The organism is Pseudohongiella sp. (assembly GCF_040877505.1).
Lineage (GTDB): Bacteria > Pseudomonadota > Gammaproteobacteria > Pseudomonadales > Pseudohongiellaceae > Pseudohongiella.
Map to the genome: position 1 here is coordinate 238,572 of NZ_JBBDNQ010000024.1, position 17,336 is coordinate 255,907.

Below are 17,336 nucleotides of genomic sequence, written 5' to 3' on the forward strand. Positions count from 1 at the left end.
AGCGGGCTTGATTCATCCAGCTGACAAGATTTGTTTGTGTTATTATTTCTACAGCGTAGAATAAATACCATGGTAAGGAGAAAATATATGAGCGTCAAGCCAAAAAAGCAGGGTCGACCACCACGGTCCTCGGCCACTCTATCCAGGGAGCTGATCGTAAAGTCATCGCGGGACTTGCTGCGACAGGACGGTGCAATTCCCAGTATTAGAAAGGTTGCCGGGCTATTGGGGGTCGATGCGATGGCCATTTATCATTACTTTCCCAGTAAAACTGCTCTTCTTGAGGCAATCGCGCTCTCGCTTGTGGGAGATATCTACCAGCCAACTGCCAGCAAAGACTGGGCACAGGAGTTAACCAGACTTTGTCGAAGTTACCTGGAGTTACTAAATAACCATTCGAGCTTGATGGAAAACATGCTAAGCCTCTCTGTAGAGGGGCCGGCACAGATATTTGCCGATAGGCTGGAGATAGCATTATCTCCTTTGAGTTTGTCGCAAGAAACATTCGAGCAGGCAGTTTGTCTATTGGCCGATTACCTCCATGGATTTGCCCTGGCCATGCGTTGCTGCAAGGATGATTCCCAGATAACCCTCGACATGACCAACGGACCATTGCGATTGTTCATGAATGCGCTGATTGCCATATCCGGCGAAGCATCCGGGAGAGATGACAGACTGGTCACTACAGAAAGGTAGATTTAATTTTTTAGAATGGTTAAGTTGTCGCTGCCACAAAAACCTATTTCACGTTTGCACAGCTTCTAAATACTGACATGCTTACTGCACTATCCTATTTTGCTGCCCAGATGGTCGCGATTACAGCGCTGGCACTAATGGGCCTGACTTTTCTGATTTCTCACCCCAAAAATATCAACGCCCGACTCTTTGCCATCATTTGCCTGAGCTCTATCGCCTACATGGTGGCGACGATGCAGTATCATTCGAACCCCGAGTTCCGGATCAATTTAAGTGCCTATTGGCTGCCCTTGCAGATACTCATGAATATGGGGGCGGGCTGCATAATGATTCTGTGTTACTCGTTGTTCCAGGATATGAAACGGTTTCCGCGCTGGATTCTCGGCGTTTATGGCATTCAAGTTCTTCTGAGTGCGTTGAGGCCATTGTTTGTATCCAATAACCTTGCAGAAATTGATATCGAAAGCATAGGCGTCATCAATTACTTTATTTTTGGTACGCTGCCAATTCAGTTGCAGGCCCTGTTCGTCCTTGCTGCGGCTTTCTGGGTGGTGAAAGGCTGGAAGGCCGATGTGATTGAGTCCCGGCGTCTACTGCGGCGGGTATTTGTGATCGCTCTGATCCTGTTCAGTCTTGGCAGCCTTGTTTCAGAGCTGTATGTCATGAATGCGGATCCGTCTGATATGCTAGCCATCAGCGCCTATAAAACCTATGGTCGTGCCATGGTGATCTTCGTGACAGCGTTATATTGCCTGAAGTTCGAGCCCGTCCTGGAAAAAGTGGCTGAAGCGATGCATCCCGGACACGAATCGGACACTGAAGATGGGTATGAATTGGAGTTGGACAGATTTCACAGTGTGTTTCGTGATCAGAAAGCCTATCTAAAACCAGGGTTAAGTATTGCGGAGTTAGCGACTCAATTGGCAATGCCGCAATATAAGCTACGTCATTTAATCAACAAACAGCTGGGTTTTCGTAATTTCAATGCACTGCTTAACCTCTACCGGGTGAATGAGGCCTGCGAGTATCTCGCCGATCCCAAACAGAATCATTTACCGGTACTGACCATTGCACTGACCGTGGGTTATCAGTCGATTGCACCTTTTAACCAGGCTTTTCGTGAGCTCAAGGAAATGCCACCGACGGAGTTTCGTAAACAGTCTCAGCGTGAAAGCTATCTTGCCCAGCGCGCAACACCTTCCCCTCTTAATTCCTTCTAAAGTCTGCTTGAATCCTGTTAAAACGCCTGTCTTTTAACAATCAAGCAAACCTTGCAGTAATCAATCAGCATGTTTATGAAAGCGCCACTACACTTGCCTGAAATTCAGCAGGCATGCGGACATCTCAGTGGCACAACAGAATTCGGAAACAAGCAGCACACAATCAAACCTGCTCCAGGCGCTGTCCTTAGATGGCAGCGATCGCGAGCAGGCCTCCTCCCGTTCCCCTTTGAAGTGGACTATGGGTTTTCTTTGCGCTGCGATAGTCCTGATCGGGCTCTACTATAGAATCGCGGCAGAGCCAACGTCGGTCATGGTTCCAGAACTCCAATCAGCGTCGCAGCAGGACACACCTGCGCCTGTGTGGCCGCTCCCCGCCCAGTCCTCGCAAACCAGCAGCGTGCTTGATGCCACAGGCTATGTCACGGCGCGACGGCAAGCCACGGTGTCCTCGCAGATTACCGGCAGGGTGCTGGAGGTGTTTATCGAAGAGGGAGATGAGGTTGTTGAGGGACAGTTACTGGCGCTGTTGGACGATAGCTTGCTGCTGGCGCAATACCGGCTCGCTGAGTCACAACTTTCAGCCTCCCGGGCAGCGCTTCTGGACTTGCACGTGCAGCAGAAAGAGGCGCAGTTGGGGCTGCAACGTCTGCAAGCCTTAGCCGATCGCTCGTTGATCAGCCAGGCTGAACTGGATGAGGCCCTCCTGAAGCTGGAAAGTGTGGAAGCCCGCACGACGGTGGTAACTCGACAGATTGCGGTGGCGCAAAGCAGTGTTCACCTGCAATCACAACAGTTGGCGCAGACAGAGATCCGCGCCCCTTTTGCCGGCGTGGTCATCAGTAAGGCTGCACAGCCGGGCGAAATCATATCGCCCGTGTCTGCCGGTGGCTCCACGCGAACAGGAATCAGCGCCATCGTTGATATGACTTCGCTGGAAATTGAAGTCGATGTTAACGAATCGAACATCAACCGGGTGTCTTCCGGGCAACGCGTAATGGCCAGACTCAATTCATACCCGGACTGGGAGATACCCGCGGAAGTCATCACGGTTATTCCCGCCGCTGATCGCAGCCGGGCAACGGTAAGAGTACGTATCCGATTTTTGGAAAAAGACGCACGCGTTTTGCCTGATATGGGTGTGCGGGTGTCGTTTCTGGAAGATAAACCGAAAGTTGATGATTAAGACAATACTCAAAACGGGAGACAAACCATGGCCAATGCCACGATTAGAATAAGCGATGTCGGTAAACAGTATTACATGGGAAAGTTGCCCGTGCCGGTGCTACAGCATCTCAACCTCATCATTGAAGAAGGCGAATTTCTGGCCTTAATGGGCCCTTCGGGGTCTGGTAAAACAACGCTGCTGAATCTTGTTGGCGGGCTGGATGAACCGACATCAGGAAGTATCGAGGTCGGGGGGCAATGTATCAGTAAGATGTCCTCAGCGGAGCTGGCCAAATGGCGCTCGCAGCAAGTGGGTTTTATATTCCAGTTCTACAACTTGCTGCCTATCTTGACGGCACAGAAAAACGTCGAACTGCCGCTGCTATTAACCAATCTTTCCTCGTCCCAGCGAAAATTTCGCGCCAAAACCGCATTGGAGTTGGTCGGTCTAAGTGAGCGCGCGGGGCATCGCCCCAATGAGCTGTCCGGCGGTCAGCAGCAACGAGTAGCGATTGCACGGGCCATTGTCTCGGATCCCGCCATCCTTGTGTGTGACGAGCCCACCGGGGATCTTGATAGAGAGAGCGCTGATGAGATCCTCGAACTCTTGCAGTTACTCAACCGGGAGCACGGCAAGACCATCGTCATGGTGACGCATGACCCCAAGGCGGCGAAATACGCCAAACGCCGACTCTTCATGGACAAGGGCGTCCTGGTGCCGGAACGCGATACTGAGTCCAATTGTCAGGAGTCAGTGCTGTGAAATATTTTAAACTCATTACCGCCAGCCTGTGGCGGAAACCATTGCGAACCACGTTAACCGGCGCGTCTTTGCTGATTGCCTTCATGTTGTTCGGATTGCTGGAGCCGGTGGCGCAGTTGTTCAGTGGCGGCACACAGGCGTCTGGAGAAACCCGGTTGTGGGTCGCCCCACGCCACTCCATTAGTGACATGCTGCCGGTGCACTATCATCAGCAGGTTCAGCAAATAGAGGGAGTAGATACTGCTGCCCATCAAACCTGGTTTGGTGGCGTCTATATTGATGCGGTTGAATCCAGCACCTTTACTCGCTGGGCTATCACTCCGCGAGAGTTCATGCAGATAAATCCGCAGCTGACGCTACCGGAAGAGCAGCTGGAGGCGTTTATCAATACGCGCACCGGTGTCATTGTGGGGCGCAGCATCGCGCAACGCTACAACATGGAAATTGGTGACAGGATTCCCATAACCGCGGATATATGGCATAACCAGGACGGTTCGCAGTGGGAGTTCGATATTGTTGGTATCTACGACGCAGCCGAAGGCGAAACCGTTAATACCACCCGGCTATTCATCAACTACGACTTTTTTGATGAGTATCGAATAGTCGGTAAAGGCCTTGTCAGCAATATCTTGTTTACCGTTCACGATTCCCGGCAAACCGCTCCGATCGCCGCCAGTATAGATGCGCGATTCGCAAATTCTGAAATGGAAACCTACACCACCACCGAGCAGGAATACGTTCTCAATCAGATTTCACAGTTGGGTAATATCGGCCTGATCGTACGGGCCATAATGGGCGCGGTATTCTTTACCATGCTGCTGCTGACCGCCAACACGATGTCACAGGCAGTACGGGAGCGATCCGCCGAACTGGCGGTGCTAAAGACGCTGGGGTTTTCCGACAACAGTGTCCTGTTGATTGTTCTGGCCGAGGCACTTTTGCTGGCCCTGACCGCAGCAGCAACGGGTCTCGGGCTTGCCGCTTATCTGTTGCAGTTTGGCGAGTATGTCATTCCGCAGATAACCACATTAAACCTGAACACAGACACAATATTGCTTGGATTGTTGGTGGCGTTTGCGCTTGCGCTAGTCGTGGGCCTGCCCCCTGCAGTGAGAGCGATGCGTCTCAATATCGCCGATGCGCTGGTGCGCTAAAAGGACATTATGATGGGATTACTTTCACAACTTTTTGCCATTACTGTTATGAATCTGCGAAATATTCCGGCACGCCTCAGTTCCTCCATGGTCATCGTGGTTGGCATTGGTGGCGTGGTCGCTGTGCTGGTTGCGCTGCTTGCGATGGCGCAGGGTTTTAACACAACAATGCGTGGGGCGGGCCTCGATGATAGAGTGATTATTCTGCGTGCTGGTTCCAATTCGGAGATTAATGGATCCATTAGCTTCGAGCAGGCCAGTATAATCAGTAACAAGCCCGGCATTCTGAAAAATTCGGAAGAGCCATTGATCGCAGGCGAGACCTTTGTCAGCGTCAATATGGAAAAGCGCGACAGCGAAAGCTCCGCGAATGTTTCCTTTCGCGGGGTCAGTCAAAACTCGTTTCAGGTGCGCCCGGAAGTGACTATTGTTGATGGACGCAATATCGAGTTTGGCAAGTTTGAGATTATTGTGGGCGCCGGCGTTGCTACCCATTTCAAGGGTCTTGAGGTTGGCAGTACGGTCGACCTGAGAAATGCTCAGTGGACGGTCGTTGGCGTTTTTGACGCCGGAGGCAGTATCCAAGACTCGGAGATCTGGACGGATGCCCAAATGCTGAATTCCGTGTTTGGCCGTGGCAGTACCTATTCGTCGATGACCGCCCGATTGCCTTCAAGCGCAGATTTCGATCAACTCAGGCGCGCACTGGAAAGCGATCCGCGCCTGACAGTGAAGATTCAGCGAGAGACAGAATTTTACGCGGCACAATCTGCAACCACCCAGCAGATCATTGCCGGAGTAGGAGTGACGGTTATCAGTATTATGGCAATCGGTGCTATTTTTGCTGTACTGAATACGATGTATTCGGCCGTTTCGGTACGCTCTGTTGAAATTGCAACGCTCCGTTCGCTGGGCTTTGGTCGTTTCCCTATTGTCGTCTCGGTGATAGCGGAATCAATGCTTCTGGCCTTGCTGGGCGGAGTGGTGGCTGGGCTGTTGACGTACCTCTGCTTTAACGGGTTTGCCGCGTCTACGATGGGGGCCAATACTCAAGTGTCATTCGAAATCATGGTGACACCACAGTTGATTGCCACTGGCATAGCGCTTGCCTGCACGCTTGGGCTCGTGGGGGCCTTGTTCCCGTCTGTCAGAGCGTCGAGGCAATCATTGACTGGCGTTTTGCGAGGGGGTTAGTGGCTGGACCCGGTACGCGCCACACCTTTTGCAGGGTGTTCACATTGTCTCGATTGATTCGCGCCAGGGGACTGAAGCCATGACCGTCATAGGTGCGTCTCCAGTTCAGCCAATCACTTGCTGCGGGGTCTGCCAGCGGCAAGTTTTCTTGCCGCTGTCAGGGGCACAGTATTGCGATCTATTGTCCGATTTTGGACGACAGCGACGCGACTGTAACCTGACAGTCGGTGTGTCTGGTGGCTATAGGTCTACTGTCTCAGCTTGCGACCCGGCCTGCGACCCAGCCCTTTATCCTCTGCACAACTGCACGTCTAGCATCCACCATGGCGACGCCAAGCAAAATGGCTGTCAACCAGAATGCCGTTTCCGTCAGCACTGCGGTCACCACGACAACAGTCACGAACAGGTCCTGACGGACATCAATCAGCAGTGCACCCCCCATGACCAGCCAGCTGACAACGACGACAGACCAGATGATTGAGAGCGTGAATTTTTTGTTCAATTGCTTTAGACGGCTAAAAACTGACATGATATTCATCCTTTTGTGAAGTTTCCTGCCTCAAGAACAGGTTCACCTAATCAGTCGTCACTGGCATACAAAAGTTACAAAAATATTTTTGTAATGTTTTATCTCAACTTTCGACTAACTGCATGTATATAGAATGGCGTTAAAGTAATTAGGTGAGTCGATTGCAAGCTGATGGAGCCGAACTGTTGGTAAACGAATTCCACCCGGGTGAGCGTGACGATATTGTTCAGCGCTTCTGGCCAATGATCGTGCGTGCAAGCCGTGGCTACGAAAGCCGTCCTGCACTTCGGGAAGAGCTCGCGCAGGACATGGCGCTGGAGATTTGGCGCGCGCTGCCGCGTTTCAGGGGGCAATGCACATTAAAGACCTATATCTACCGAATCACCCATAATGTTGCGATCGACCATATCCGGCGTCATAGTCGTGTTAACGAATCCGATTTTGAAGAAGAAACGCTTGATGAGCGTTCCGATGTGGAGCATGCGCATTTGCAGGCCGAACAGCAGCAGCAATTGCGAGATGCCATTCAGCGTTTGCCGCTAAGTCTGCGTCAAGTGCTGCTTCTCAAGCTTGAAGACCTGAGCAATCTTGAAGTGGCCGAGGTGCTGGGCCTGAGTGAATCCAACGTTGCCGTCAGATTGAATCGGGCAAAGCAAAAACTTTCCGATCTATTGGCAGGAGTCGCTAAATGAAAGAGCCAGATGAGTGGTCTGCGCTGTCGAAACTGTGGCAGACCGGTGATGACAAACAAGCCCCGCCATTGGCGAACCTGCAGGCCAGACAGCGTCGCCAGTCACGGATAATGCTGGCGAATATTATTGTTGAATCCCTGATGATGATTGTGCTGGGGTTCTTTGCCGTGGGATTTTTATCAGAGAATGGTGATCTGTACGAGCAGTTATGGGTTGGATTTGTCTGTGGCTGGGCATCGGTATTGTTTTTCCTGATCAATCGCAGCCGCTGGAAAAGTTTGCGATTAATCAAAACCTGCGCGGTCAGCGAGTCGCTGTCTGAGCAGATTGACCTGGTGCGACACGAAATATTTCGCTGGCGGCTGAGCGCGGTTGCTACATTGATTTTTTTGCTTGTCATCAGTTTGCTGTTCATCGCCAGCCTGGTGTTTGGTGATCAGGCATTGAGCGCAACCGGACGAATGATACTGGCCTGGATAGTACTGGTATTGGCATTAGTGTATTTCAGCTGGCGCAAGCGGGCGGCCATGCGAATGTTAGAGAATATTTCGGCCTGACGTGTAAGGGATTCTTATGTGAAACGACTGTATAGGCGAATTCAAATTAAGCCGATACAGGAATTTTTACCATGCGCCTGCTTTTAACTTGTCTGCTGTTGTTGATGCCCGCTCTGGTTGTCGCTCAAAGTCAAACCCTCTACAAAAATGCCACACTAATCCTCGCTGAGCGCTCAGAGATACTCACCAATGGTTATCTGTTGGTAGCAGATGGCCGCTTTGTTGCCGTTGGGCAGGGGGAGCCCGATATTGAAATGCTACCCGACACCGACATCGTTGACCTGAATAATCGTTATGTCAGCGCTGGCTTTATTGACACCCATGCGCACATGAGCCTGGGTGCTGTCACCTTTGAAATTGATGGCGAAACCGTCAGTCTGCAGGCTGCAAACTCGCTTGATATTGGTCGCTGGAATGGAGAAAAGCTGCTTGCGTACGGCGTGACTACCGTGCGCAATCCGGGCGGCGTTACCGCAGCAAATATCGCCTATCGCGATGCTCAGCGGCGCGGCAGCATCGTGGGTCCGCAGGCCTTTGTTGCCGGCGGCATCATCAACGTCACGCCGTTTGAGGGACTTACCCAGGCCGTTGACAATGACGATGAAATAATCGCGGCCATCGACAGTCAAGCGGCAATGGGCGTTGACTACATCAAACTCTACACGGAACTGAGCGCGGCGCAGATTGCGGTGGCTGTTGCACGAGCCGACTACTACAAGCTGCCGGTGATCGCTCACCTTGAACAACTCAGCTGGCAAACAGGCGCCGAGCTGGGAATAGATCATCTAGTCCACGCTATGCCCATTTCGCCTGATCTGCTGACGGATACCGCACGCGAAGAGTTTTTGAATGTACAACAACCGGGTAATGCCAACTGGTATCAGTGGTACCAGTATATGGATCACGACAGCGCTCCGATGCAGGCACTCTATCGCCAACTGGTGGCGCATGAAACGGCAGTCGATCCGACGCTGATAGTCTTTTACAACACTTTTTTCGCCAATCAGGAGAGCGTCACGCAGAATTCGGCCCTGGAACTGGTGCACCCTGACCTGCTGGCGAACTGGCGGGAGTTCTTTAACTTCAATATCGGTTGGCAGGCTGATGATTATCAACAGGCTCAGCAGGTCTGGCCCAGGGTTCTCAAACTGGTGAAGGAGTTGCATGACCGCGGTGTCCTGCTCAGTGTTGGCACAGATTTGGGTAATCCCTGGGTGATTCCGGGTGTGAGCTTTCATCAGGAGATGGCGCTGCTGGTTGATGCCGGCCTGACGCCCATGCAGGTGCTGGCGCTGGCCACTGCAAACGGCGCAAAAGTGCTTGGCAAAGAGCAGCAAACCGGCAGGCTGACCAACGGGTTGCAGGCCGACTTTGTTGTATTCGCCAGCGACCCCACGCAGGATATTTCCCATGCTCAAGACATCGTTGCGGTTTATCAAGCGGGCGCCCAGGTGTCGCACTGAGTTTTACTGGATGATAAAGGAATCAAAAAAATGCTTATCTTCATTTATACAACATTAATTCTCATTCTTGGCCTGACAAACAAGGTTATGCAGAGTTTGTCCGGTGATTATGGTATCAGCCAGCTGACCACTGACCTGCCATTGATTTTGCTCACCTACTTCGGTCTCGTTGCTATTTGGGGCCGGGCGAAACAGCAGCGATTTTTTTCCGAATTCTGCTGGCGCGTTTACTTCGTGTTACTGATGGTTAGTTTGATCCTGGTTCCAGTTTTTGATCCAGGCATTCAGTCAATGATGCAGGAACTTGGTGGTCCAACAGCAATTGTTGCCTATTCTGTGACGATTGTTGTTCTGGCCCCATACTATTGGGGTCTATTCTCATACGCTTATGGCCAGAAACGTATCTGGGCACCCACCTGACAGCCAATGATTCTGAGGAAGGCAAGAACCGGGATGAACTGATGGGGTGAATGGGTTAGAATACCGGGCTTTACATTCTGACCTGCTGCATGACACTTGCGTGTGTGCGGACTGTCTTGATTGGAGTAGTTCGCCTTTCATGACCCTTGATGCCATGACCCCCGTTGAAACTGAAGAGGCAGCCCGCCTCAAGCATTGCAAGCAGAGCATGCTGCACACGCTCACAGATATTGATGAGCGTCTGGCCGAATACGCGCAGGAAATCCAGTCCCGCAAGGAGTATCTGTGGGAAGCGCGGCGCGATATGGATCATATCGAAAAGATCGCCGTGCGCTCTACTGTCGAGCAGGTACTGGATTCTGCCGAAGCGCTCAAGGTACAGCAGCAAAAATTGCTGAAACTGATTCGTTCACCGTATTTTGGTCGCTTTGATTTCCAAAGAGACAATGGAAATGCCAGCGAAGCCGTCTACGTGGGTGTGCATCATTACCATGACGAGATGGCAGGCCAGACGCTGGTTTATGACTGGCGTGCGCCCATTGCGTCCATCTTTTACGATTTTGAAACCGGTCCGGTAAGTTACCAGGCCCCCTCCGGTACAATAACGGGAGAGGTCACGCTAAAACGCCAGATGCGCATCCGCGACGGCAAACTGGAGTTCGTGCTGGAGTCCGGCGTCAATATTGTTGATGACGTGCTGCAGGATGAGCTCAGTCGTGCCAGCAATGATGAGGGCATGAAACAGATCGTTGCCACCATTCAGCGCGATCAAAATGCCATTATCCGCAATGACGACGCCCACACGCTGGTGATTCAGGGTGTGGCCGGTTCGGGCAAAACCTCCATCGCTCTGCATCGCATTGCCTTTCTGTTGTATCGATTCAAGGACACGTTGACTTCCAACGACATACTGATCATTTCGCCCAACCGCGTGTTTGCCGACTATATCGGCAACGTGCTGCCGGAACTGGGCGAGGAGCAGGTCGCCGAAATGGGCATGGAGGATCTGGCCAGTGAGTTGCTGGATCAGCAGTATCGCTTCCAGACCTTCTTTGAGCAGACGACCCGCTTGTTGGAAAGCGGCGATGAGGCGCTTCGCGAGCGCATCACCGTCAAAGCCGCACCAGAGTTCCTGCACGAGATTGGCCGCTATGTGGACATCGTTGAGAAGCGTTCCTTCGTTGCCGCCGAATGGCGCACCGGGCGCAAGATTGTACCGGACTGGTTTTTCGCCGAAACCTGGCAGAAGCACCGGGGGTTCGCAACGACCGAACGCATTGCACGTGTGCTCAAGGCCACCGAAAGTCAGATAGGTATTCATTACAATTACGATCTGCGGATTGATGAACGGCAGGATCTGCGCGAGGCGATCCGAGGCATGGTTCACAAGGTCACCTTGCGCCAGGCCTATCAGGGGCTTTATGACTGGCTTGGACGACCGGAATTGTTCAAACCGGCTGGCGGTCGACTGGAATACGCCGATGTGTTTCCGCTGATTTATCTCAAAATGCGCCTGGAAGGCGTGAAAAATCCCCGACCTGGTATCAAACATCTGCTGATTGACGAGATGCAGGACTATACCCCGGTTCAATATCTGGTGCTGGGGCGTCTGTTTTCCTGTCGCAAAACCGTACTGGGTGATGCCAGTCAGGCCGTGAACCCGTATGGCAGTTCGACAGCCGAACAGATTCAGGCCAGCCTGCCCTCGGCGTTCCAGGTAGAGCTGAACAAGAGCTACCGCTGCACCTGGGAGATCATGCAGTTTGCCCTGGGCATCGCACCCAATCCAAAACTGGAGGCGATGAAACGCCATGGCGACACGCCGCAGGTGATTGCTTGCAGCCGTCCGGCGCAGATGGTCGCGAAGATGGTTGATGACCTGAGAGCATTCAACGCTGGCGACCATCAAAGTCTGGCGATCATTGCCAAAACACAGAAGCAGGCGAACCGGTTGCATAAAGCGCTGACAGAAGCTGGTGCAAACGGGCGCCTGCTCGATGCAGGTAGTGCGGGTTTTTCTGCCGGCGTGATTATCTGCACCGCACACCTGGCCAAAGGCCTGGAGTTTGATCAGGTGATTGTCGCCGACGTCAGCGCCAAAAATTACCAGACCGAGATGGACCGCAACCTGCTGTATGTCGCCTGTACACGTGCCATGCACCGGTTGACGCTGTACAGTGTGGGGGATCCCTCACCGTTATTGCCCGGCTGAGCTTGTGCTCCCGCCTTGCTGAATATTTACCTGAAAATGAGATCTGATATGACTGACGCAGCTAACACCCCCAACACCTTGTTTATTGAAGTATCCGGCTCCGGCCTGCCGGAGGTGGATGGATTGTATGTGCCCTCCGAAGCTCCGCCCACCAAATCCGAATCGGGCGTGGTGTCGGCACCGGGCTACTGGAACGGCAAAATGGCCTGGGATCGGGCCGACGGCAAGTCAGCCAGAAGCCCGGCGATATCCTATTCCAACAGCTACAAATCCTGGCGCATCTGCCGTCTTGATGGTCATCTGGCCTATGAGCTGACCTGTGATGACGCACTGCCACCAACTGACCGTGAGTGGAACGTTTACAAAATGGGCCAGGCGCCCGCGCCGAAAGTCGAAATCTTTTACGTTGATCCAAGGCAGGCCTGTCCCGAACCTAACATTGTGTTTGTGCTGGGTGGCCCTGGTGCAGGCAAAGGGACGATGTGTGAACTGGCGGAGATTCAGCTGGGCTGGACGCACTTGTCTACCGGTGACCTGCTGCGCGCCGAACAGCAGGCCGGTGGTCCGACCATGGAAATCATTAAAGAGTACATTGCGGCGGGCAAATTGGTGCCCAATGAAATTGTTGTGCGCCTGCTCAAGGACGCCATGGAGCGCACCACCCGCACCACGGGCAAGCGCAACTTTCTGATCGACGGTTTCCCCCGCTCATTGTCGAACCTGGAGGCCTGGTACGAGGTGTTTGGCCGTGACGTCAAACTGCCCACCATGCTGTACTTTGAATGTCCGTTTGAGGTACTGGAGCAGCGCATCATGGGCCGGGCAAAATTCTCCGGTCGGGCGGATGATAACGTCGAAGCCATGAAACTGCGTTTCAATACCTTCAAGGAAGAAACCCTGCCCACGGTTGAACTGTTCAAAAGCAAGGACAAATGTGTGGAGCTGGACACCAGCCAGGATCGCGAAGCGGTGTACGCTCTGTTGCGCGAGCAGCTGGCTGCCTACACACCGGCAGAGTTGATGGCCCAGCCGCTGAGTGAAAAAGCGGAAATTCTGCTGGGTCTGCGCCCGTATCCGAAAAACAGCTGACAGTCAGGTACTGGTCAGCGTCATCCGGGTTCGCCTATGATGTCGCTGACCGTGGCTCAAGATTGCCTGACCCATCATGGACTCCGTTGTGTACAAACGCGTTTTAGATTTTTATACCGAGAAAGACGTCAGGACCAGCTGGCTGCAAAAAATCCCTTCCATCTTTCTGATCTGGATAGGATTGTCAGTAATCGCGCCGCACCCGGATCTGTTCAAGGGCTGGTTTCACCTGGCCGTGGCGTTGCCGCTGCTGCTGATGCTGTTTCGTCGGGAAATCAGTCTGGACACCAAAGACAGCTTTTTCCGCCTTGCCATGGTGCTGTTGCTGTACACCACGCTCAACTCGCTGATCATCAGCAATGCTGACTGGGCACTGCATGGCCAGGCGCTGCGCTGGAGCCTGGAGACCTGGCTACTGGTTATTTTCCTGTTTCTTGCCATCCCGCCGCTGCTTGCCCGGCCATACAGGCTGGGGCGCCTACTGTTGACGTGCGCGCTGCTCGGCAGTCTGGCGTCACTGGTTGTTTTTGTCTTGACGGGTGGTGTGTCGGGGCGCCTGTATGGACTGGGGGCGCTGTCCAATCCCGTGCAGGCATCTTCCGTGCTGCTGGTTTATCTGGCCATGGGTGTATTCCTGTTGTGGCGGGAACGGGCTCGGTTGACTTATGGTGATCATGCGCTGATTTTTGCCGCGCTGGCGTTAACGGTGGTAGCGCTGTTGATGTCACAGAGCCGGGGGCCGCTGCTGGCGCTGGTGACAGGCGGCGGCTATTGTCTGCTGGTCAATGCAGTCACTCAGCGCGCCTGGAAGTTGTTGATCTTTGCTGCCGTGAGTCTGCTGTTGTCAGCAGCCGTTGTATTGCTTTTTTTTGGCATGTCTGAATTTACCCAGGCCATGCTGGAGCGGGGTTCATCCTTTCGGCTGGATTTTTGGTCCGCCTTGCTGCAGAACCCGCCGGGTAGCGTGTTGCTGGGTCACGGTGCGGCCACGGATCTGGCGCAAACCGCCGCCGGAGTTGAGATCCTGCGCACAACCGGTTACGAAGAATTTCATGCCCACAATCTGTTTGTCGGCACCTTTGCTGACAGCGGCCTGGTGGGTGTGGGCATCCTGCTGGCAGTGCTGGGCACAGTGCTCCATGGTATTTACAGAATGCCGGCGACGTGGACGGAGAGGCTGTACCTGCTGGGTGTGTGGGGGCTGGTTGTCATGCTTTGCCTGACGGACACCCACACCCTGGTGATCTCGGCTAAAGCTGTCTGGTTGTTCACCTGGTTACCGCTGATTTTTTTGTGGTTCTGGACGCGGCGGGCGGATCCGTCACTGGCGTCTGAGCGCGAGAGTATTTGATGGCACCAACACCCTCTGTCAGTCTGATGACCCCTACCTGGGCCGGAGATCTGGAGCAGTACCGGATTCTCATGCGCTCCCTGAGTCGCAGCCCGCTGGCCGATCTGGAGCACATAACGGTTGTGCAAACCGAAGACGAGCCGGCCTTGCGCGCGAGGGTGTCGTCGCACTCGCATATCATGACGACTGCCCAACTGTTGCCAGACGTTGTTGAATCTCGGCGTCGCCATGCGATGGCCTGGCAAGCGCTGGGCGGACGCCATATGACTCGCATCAGTGGCAGTGTCAGCCGGGCCGTCGGCTGGCCCCGATGGCCCCGGTATACCGGCTGGCATACCCAGCAGCTGTGCAAACTGGCAATCGCGGCCCGTGCTGCTACGGACTATGTACTGATCGTCGACTCGGACGTCATCGTGACGCCCCAGGCGCAGTTGGCACCGTGGATCAACAGGCCCGCCATAGCCTGCATCAGCGACCGACATCAGCAGGCTGCTTTCCGTGGTAAAACCCTGAACTGGGTACAACAGGCCGACCGTCTGCTGCAGGCGCCGACAGTTGATGGCGTTTTCGACGCCTATTTTGATACCCCGTTTTTATTGCACGTGGACAGTGTGCGGGCATTGCTGGCCTGGCTGGAGGAACATTATCAATGTCCCTGGTGGCTGGCGCTGGTACAACAGCCGCCGCGCCGATGGTCGGAGTTTGCCACCTACAAACGATTCCTGATGTGCCGGGCACAGATTCGAGGAGAGTCTGGGGAAGAGCCCGGGACGGGGGTGGACGTCGATTGGATCAAACCCGAAGGGTTGCACTATATCTTTGATACCAGCGACTCAAAACGTCTTCTCGACGAGATTGAACTGCAACTGCGCAGGCCTGAGACCCGTTTCATCACCGTGCACTCGCAAAGTAGCGGTCGTCAACGCTGGGATGCCCGGCGTTTTACCGATGACCTGTATCAATTGTTGTGAGTCATCACTTTTTTGACTGCCGTTGGGGCGTATCATGATTGTCTGCATTTTTTCATTTAATCGAGGGCGTTTTCTGCAGCATTGTGTGTCCTCGGTTGAGCGCTGTGCGCCGGACTGGAAGATCTGTGTGATCGATGATGGCAGTCAGGACGCGGAAACAGTCAGCACACTGGAGACTATTGCGCGCCGACATCAGGTCCTTCATGCCCAGAGTTCAGCTGGCCGCAAACACGGAGGCCTGTATGCCAATATGCAGTTGGCACTGGAGAAGTTTGTTGATGAACCCCTGATGTTGACGCTGCAGGATGACATGCAGATGGTACGACCGCTGGAGGCGGACGATGTGCCTGCCATGCAGGATTATTTTCGTGATAACCCACAGTCGGCGTTTCTGCAGCCCTGTTTCCTGAAGGGCGCTACGCGACAGCGGGATGTGGACACGCTGCGCTTCGATTCGCAGTCACAGGTGTACCTGAGGGCACCGGCAGGGCAAAGCGCCGGCGTGCATTACTCCGATATTCTGGTGACACAACCAGCGCGATTGCAGGCGGCAGGCTGGCAGTTTGCGCACAGTGAACCGGCCAACGACCGTCAGGCGGCGCAACTGTTTGGCCCGATGGGGCATCTGTTTTCCCCCTTTGTCATGTGGCTGCCGGAAGTGCCGGCCTATCGGGGAAAACGTAAAACGCTGGCCCTGAAGATTGCTGAGGCGCGCAGGAAATGCGGCTTGTACCCGTTTGCGACACTGAATGCTGAGCAAATCCGCATGCTGAAACAGCGGCGACCCGAGCAACTGCCATTTGCCGAGGATTACCTGGCCAACACCGAGCCGGATCTGAGCCAGCCCTGGGCATATTATCCGCTGCAGGACAGCCGCTGGTTAAAAAAACTCAACAGTCTGGAGTTGACACTGCGGCGGCTGTTGCCTTGAGCTGGCTCGCATTTTCATTCTGGTGCTGGCTGATGCCGTGATCCGTCCAGGTGACCCGGTTTTTCTCGTTGGCTTCACGCAGAACTCTGTTTTGCCTGACAATGCTTTCGTCCCGATAACTTCGGGCGTGATCCAGGTGAATGACAATCGCGTTGTAGCGCACATGCCTTGGTTTGATACCTGCATTGATCAGGCGTACGCCGAATTCCCGGTCCTCGCCGCCCCAGGGCATGCGTTCATCAAAACCATTAACAGCGAGTATATCGTTTAACCAGGCCGATCCATTGGATCCCTTAAAGCGACAGCGCGTCGGGGTAGCCAGGTTGAAAAGACGGGCCCTGCGCGGACCGGCAGTCAGTTTGCTGTTCCGGTAACTGGCAGGCAGGCCTTGATCCCTAAGCCAGCGCAAATCAAAGCAACGGCCACTGAGAATATCCTCCCTGCTGATTGCCCGGCTCACGTCCATGGGCAGCTTGTGGTAGCCGCCTGATAAAAAATACCCCGGCGTTGCTTCGGCGGCATGCACAGCCAGAAAGTCCCGCCGCGGAATGCAATCACCGTCGGTGTAAACAACGTAGTCGGCTTCCGCCTGCAGGGTGGCAAGGTTCAGAATGCGGCATTTCCGGAATCCCTCGTCGGGTTGCCAGACGTGCTTGATTGTCATGCCGGTTTCTTCGCGGAGTTGATCTATGCACTCGCGTGTGGCTGCCGCCGAGCCATCATCGGCAATGATAAGCTCGAAGTCCGCGTGGGTTTGCCGGGAATAGCCCCACAGGACTTTTGTCAGCCATTCAGGAGAATTGTAGGTGGATATGACAACGGACAGTTTCACCGCAGGACCTCTCAGCGACAGTTTCGCCGCGCGGATTGTAACATTGCAGGACGACGGATGGGCTGATTTGCCTGTGAAAATCGTCTTCGGTGGTC

General features: G+C 53.9%; 17 protein-coding genes. 15 read left to right on the plus strand and 2 right to left on the minus strand.

The annotated features are described in order from the left end of the window. Nucleotides 1-87 precede the first annotated feature (87 nt). From WD071_RS09365 to WD071_RS09390, 6 genes are all read left to right on the plus strand, one after another. Nucleotides 88-696 (plus strand): TetR/AcrR family transcriptional regulator, encoded by a 609-nt coding sequence (locus tag WD071_RS09365; RefSeq protein ID WP_368048101.1) that lies wholly within the window; start codon nucleotides 88-90, stop codon nucleotides 694-696. A gap of 77 nt (nucleotides 697-773) precedes the next feature. Further along, nucleotides 774-1,916: a helix-turn-helix domain-containing protein gene (locus WD071_RS09370; RefSeq protein WP_368048102.1), complete on the plus strand. Its 1,143-nt coding sequence runs from the start codon at nucleotides 774-776 to the stop codon at nucleotides 1,914-1,916. Between the two features lie 361 nt (nucleotides 1,917-2,277). Then, the gene (locus WD071_RS09375; RefSeq protein WP_368048103.1) at nucleotides 2,278-3,102 is read left to right on the plus strand and encodes an efflux RND transporter periplasmic adaptor subunit; all 825 of its coding nucleotides are present in this window, start codon (nucleotides 2,278-2,280) and stop codon (nucleotides 3,100-3,102) included. A gap of 27 nt (nucleotides 3,103-3,129) precedes the next feature. Further along, nucleotides 3,130-3,846 (plus strand): ABC transporter ATP-binding protein, encoded by a 717-nt coding sequence (locus tag WD071_RS09380; protein ID WP_368048104.1) that lies wholly within the window; start codon nucleotides 3,130-3,132, stop codon nucleotides 3,844-3,846. Then, nucleotides 3,843-5,000 (plus strand): ABC transporter permease, encoded by a 1,158-nt coding sequence (locus tag WD071_RS09385; protein WP_368048105.1) that lies wholly within the window; start codon nucleotides 3,843-3,845, stop codon nucleotides 4,998-5,000. The genes WD071_RS09380 and WD071_RS09385 overlap by 4 nt, the downstream gene beginning before the upstream one ends. 9 nt (nucleotides 5,001-5,009) lie before the next feature. After that, on the plus strand, nucleotides 5,010-6,194 hold the full coding sequence (locus tag WD071_RS09390) for an ABC transporter permease (protein ID WP_368048106.1): 1,185 nt from the start codon (nucleotides 5,010-5,012) through the stop codon (nucleotides 6,192-6,194). Between the two features lie 256 nt (nucleotides 6,195-6,450). Here the strand turns inward: WD071_RS09390 and WD071_RS09395 are convergent, their stop codons facing one another. Further along, nucleotides 6,451-6,732, minus strand: coding sequence for a hypothetical protein (locus WD071_RS09395; protein ID WP_368048107.1), 282 nt, complete (start codon nucleotides 6,730-6,732; stop codon nucleotides 6,451-6,453). A 152-nt stretch (nucleotides 6,733-6,884) separates the two neighbouring features. On the opposite strand from WD071_RS09395, the gene WD071_RS09400 reads away from it, so the two are divergent. From WD071_RS09400 to WD071_RS09440, 9 genes are all read left to right on the plus strand, one after another. Beyond that, complete coding sequence (locus tag WD071_RS09400) at nucleotides 6,885-7,415, plus strand: RNA polymerase sigma factor (RefSeq protein ID WP_368048108.1); 531 nt, start codon at nucleotides 6,885-6,887, stop codon at nucleotides 7,413-7,415. Next, entirely contained in the window at nucleotides 7,412-7,972 is a 561-nt protein-coding gene (locus WD071_RS09405; RefSeq protein WP_368048109.1) for a hypothetical protein, read from the plus strand. The genes WD071_RS09400 and WD071_RS09405 overlap by 4 nt, the downstream gene beginning before the upstream one ends. A gap of 71 nt (nucleotides 7,973-8,043) precedes the next feature. Beyond that, entirely contained in the window at nucleotides 8,044-9,435 is a 1,392-nt protein-coding gene (locus WD071_RS09410) for an amidohydrolase family protein (protein WP_368048110.1), read from the plus strand. A 30-nt stretch (nucleotides 9,436-9,465) separates the two neighbouring features. Beyond that, nucleotides 9,466-9,855 carry a hypothetical protein gene (locus tag WD071_RS09415; protein ID WP_368048111.1) on the plus strand — a complete coding sequence of 130 codons (390 nt, stop codon included), beginning with the start codon at nucleotides 9,466-9,468 and terminating at the stop codon, nucleotides 9,853-9,855. A gap of 154 nt (nucleotides 9,856-10,009) precedes the next feature. Further along, complete coding sequence (locus WD071_RS09420) at nucleotides 10,010-12,067, plus strand: 3'-5' exonuclease (protein WP_368048112.1); 2,058 nt, start codon at nucleotides 10,010-10,012, stop codon at nucleotides 12,065-12,067. 48 nt (nucleotides 12,068-12,115) lie between these two features. Then, nucleotides 12,116-13,156 (plus strand): nucleoside monophosphate kinase, encoded by a 1,041-nt coding sequence (locus tag WD071_RS09425; protein ID WP_368048113.1) that lies wholly within the window; start codon nucleotides 12,116-12,118, stop codon nucleotides 13,154-13,156. Nucleotides 13,157-13,244: 88 nt separating this feature from the next. Next, nucleotides 13,245-14,507, plus strand: coding sequence for an O-antigen ligase family protein (locus WD071_RS09430; RefSeq protein WP_368048114.1), 1,263 nt, complete (start codon nucleotides 13,245-13,247; stop codon nucleotides 14,505-14,507). Then, on the plus strand, nucleotides 14,507-15,478 hold the full coding sequence (locus WD071_RS09435; protein WP_368048115.1) for a DUF6492 family protein: 972 nt from the start codon (nucleotides 14,507-14,509) through the stop codon (nucleotides 15,476-15,478). Before WD071_RS09430 ends, WD071_RS09435 begins: the two co-directional genes overlap by 1 nt. A 34-nt stretch (nucleotides 15,479-15,512) precedes the next feature. Continuing rightward, complete coding sequence (locus WD071_RS09440; protein ID WP_368048116.1) at nucleotides 15,513-16,409, plus strand: glycosyltransferase family 2 protein; 897 nt, start codon at nucleotides 15,513-15,515, stop codon at nucleotides 16,407-16,409. Here the strand turns inward: WD071_RS09440 and WD071_RS09445 are convergent. Then, nucleotides 16,369-17,241: a glycosyltransferase family 2 protein gene (locus tag WD071_RS09445; protein ID WP_368048117.1), complete on the minus strand. Its 873-nt coding sequence runs from the start codon at nucleotides 17,239-17,241 to the stop codon at nucleotides 16,369-16,371. The genes WD071_RS09440 and WD071_RS09445 overlap by 41 nt on opposite strands. Nucleotides 17,242-17,336 lie beyond the last annotated feature (95 nt).

Excerpts from the sequence above, each read along its gene's own strand:
- WD071_RS09380 (WP_368048104.1), top strand. The coding sequence starts at position 3,130 with ATGGCCAATGCCACGATTAGAATAAGCGATGTCGGTAAACAGTATTAC.
- WD071_RS09405 (WP_368048109.1), top strand. The coding sequence starts at position 7,412 with ATGAAAGAGCCAGATGAGTGGTCTGCGCTGTCGAAACTGTGGCAGACC.
- WD071_RS09440 (WP_368048116.1), top strand. The coding sequence starts at position 15,513 with ATGATTGTCTGCATTTTTTCATTTAATCGAGGGCGTTTTCTGCAGCAT.
- WD071_RS09410 (WP_368048110.1), top strand. The coding sequence starts at position 8,044 with ATGCGCCTGCTTTTAACTTGTCTGCTGTTGTTGATGCCCGCTCTGGTT.
- WD071_RS09420 (WP_368048112.1), top strand. The coding sequence starts at position 10,010 with ATGACCCCCGTTGAAACTGAAGAGGCAGCCCGCCTCAAGCATTGCAAG.
- WD071_RS09425 (WP_368048113.1), top strand. The coding sequence starts at position 12,116 with ATGACTGACGCAGCTAACACCCCCAACACCTTGTTTATTGAAGTATCC.
- WD071_RS09390 (WP_368048106.1), top strand. The coding sequence starts at position 5,010 with ATGATGGGATTACTTTCACAACTTTTTGCCATTACTGTTATGAATCTG.
- WD071_RS09395 (WP_368048107.1), bottom strand. The coding sequence starts at position 6,732 with ATGAATATCATGTCAGTTTTTAGCCGTCTAAAGCAATTGAACAAAAAA.
- WD071_RS09415 (WP_368048111.1), top strand. The coding sequence starts at position 9,466 with ATGCTTATCTTCATTTATACAACATTAATTCTCATTCTTGGCCTGACA.
- WD071_RS09365 (WP_368048101.1), top strand. The coding sequence starts at position 88 with ATGAGCGTCAAGCCAAAAAAGCAGGGTCGACCACCACGGTCCTCGGCC.
- WD071_RS09370 (WP_368048102.1), top strand. The coding sequence starts at position 774 with ATGCTTACTGCACTATCCTATTTTGCTGCCCAGATGGTCGCGATTACA.
- WD071_RS09435 (WP_368048115.1), top strand. The coding sequence starts at position 14,507 with ATGGCACCAACACCCTCTGTCAGTCTGATGACCCCTACCTGGGCCGGA.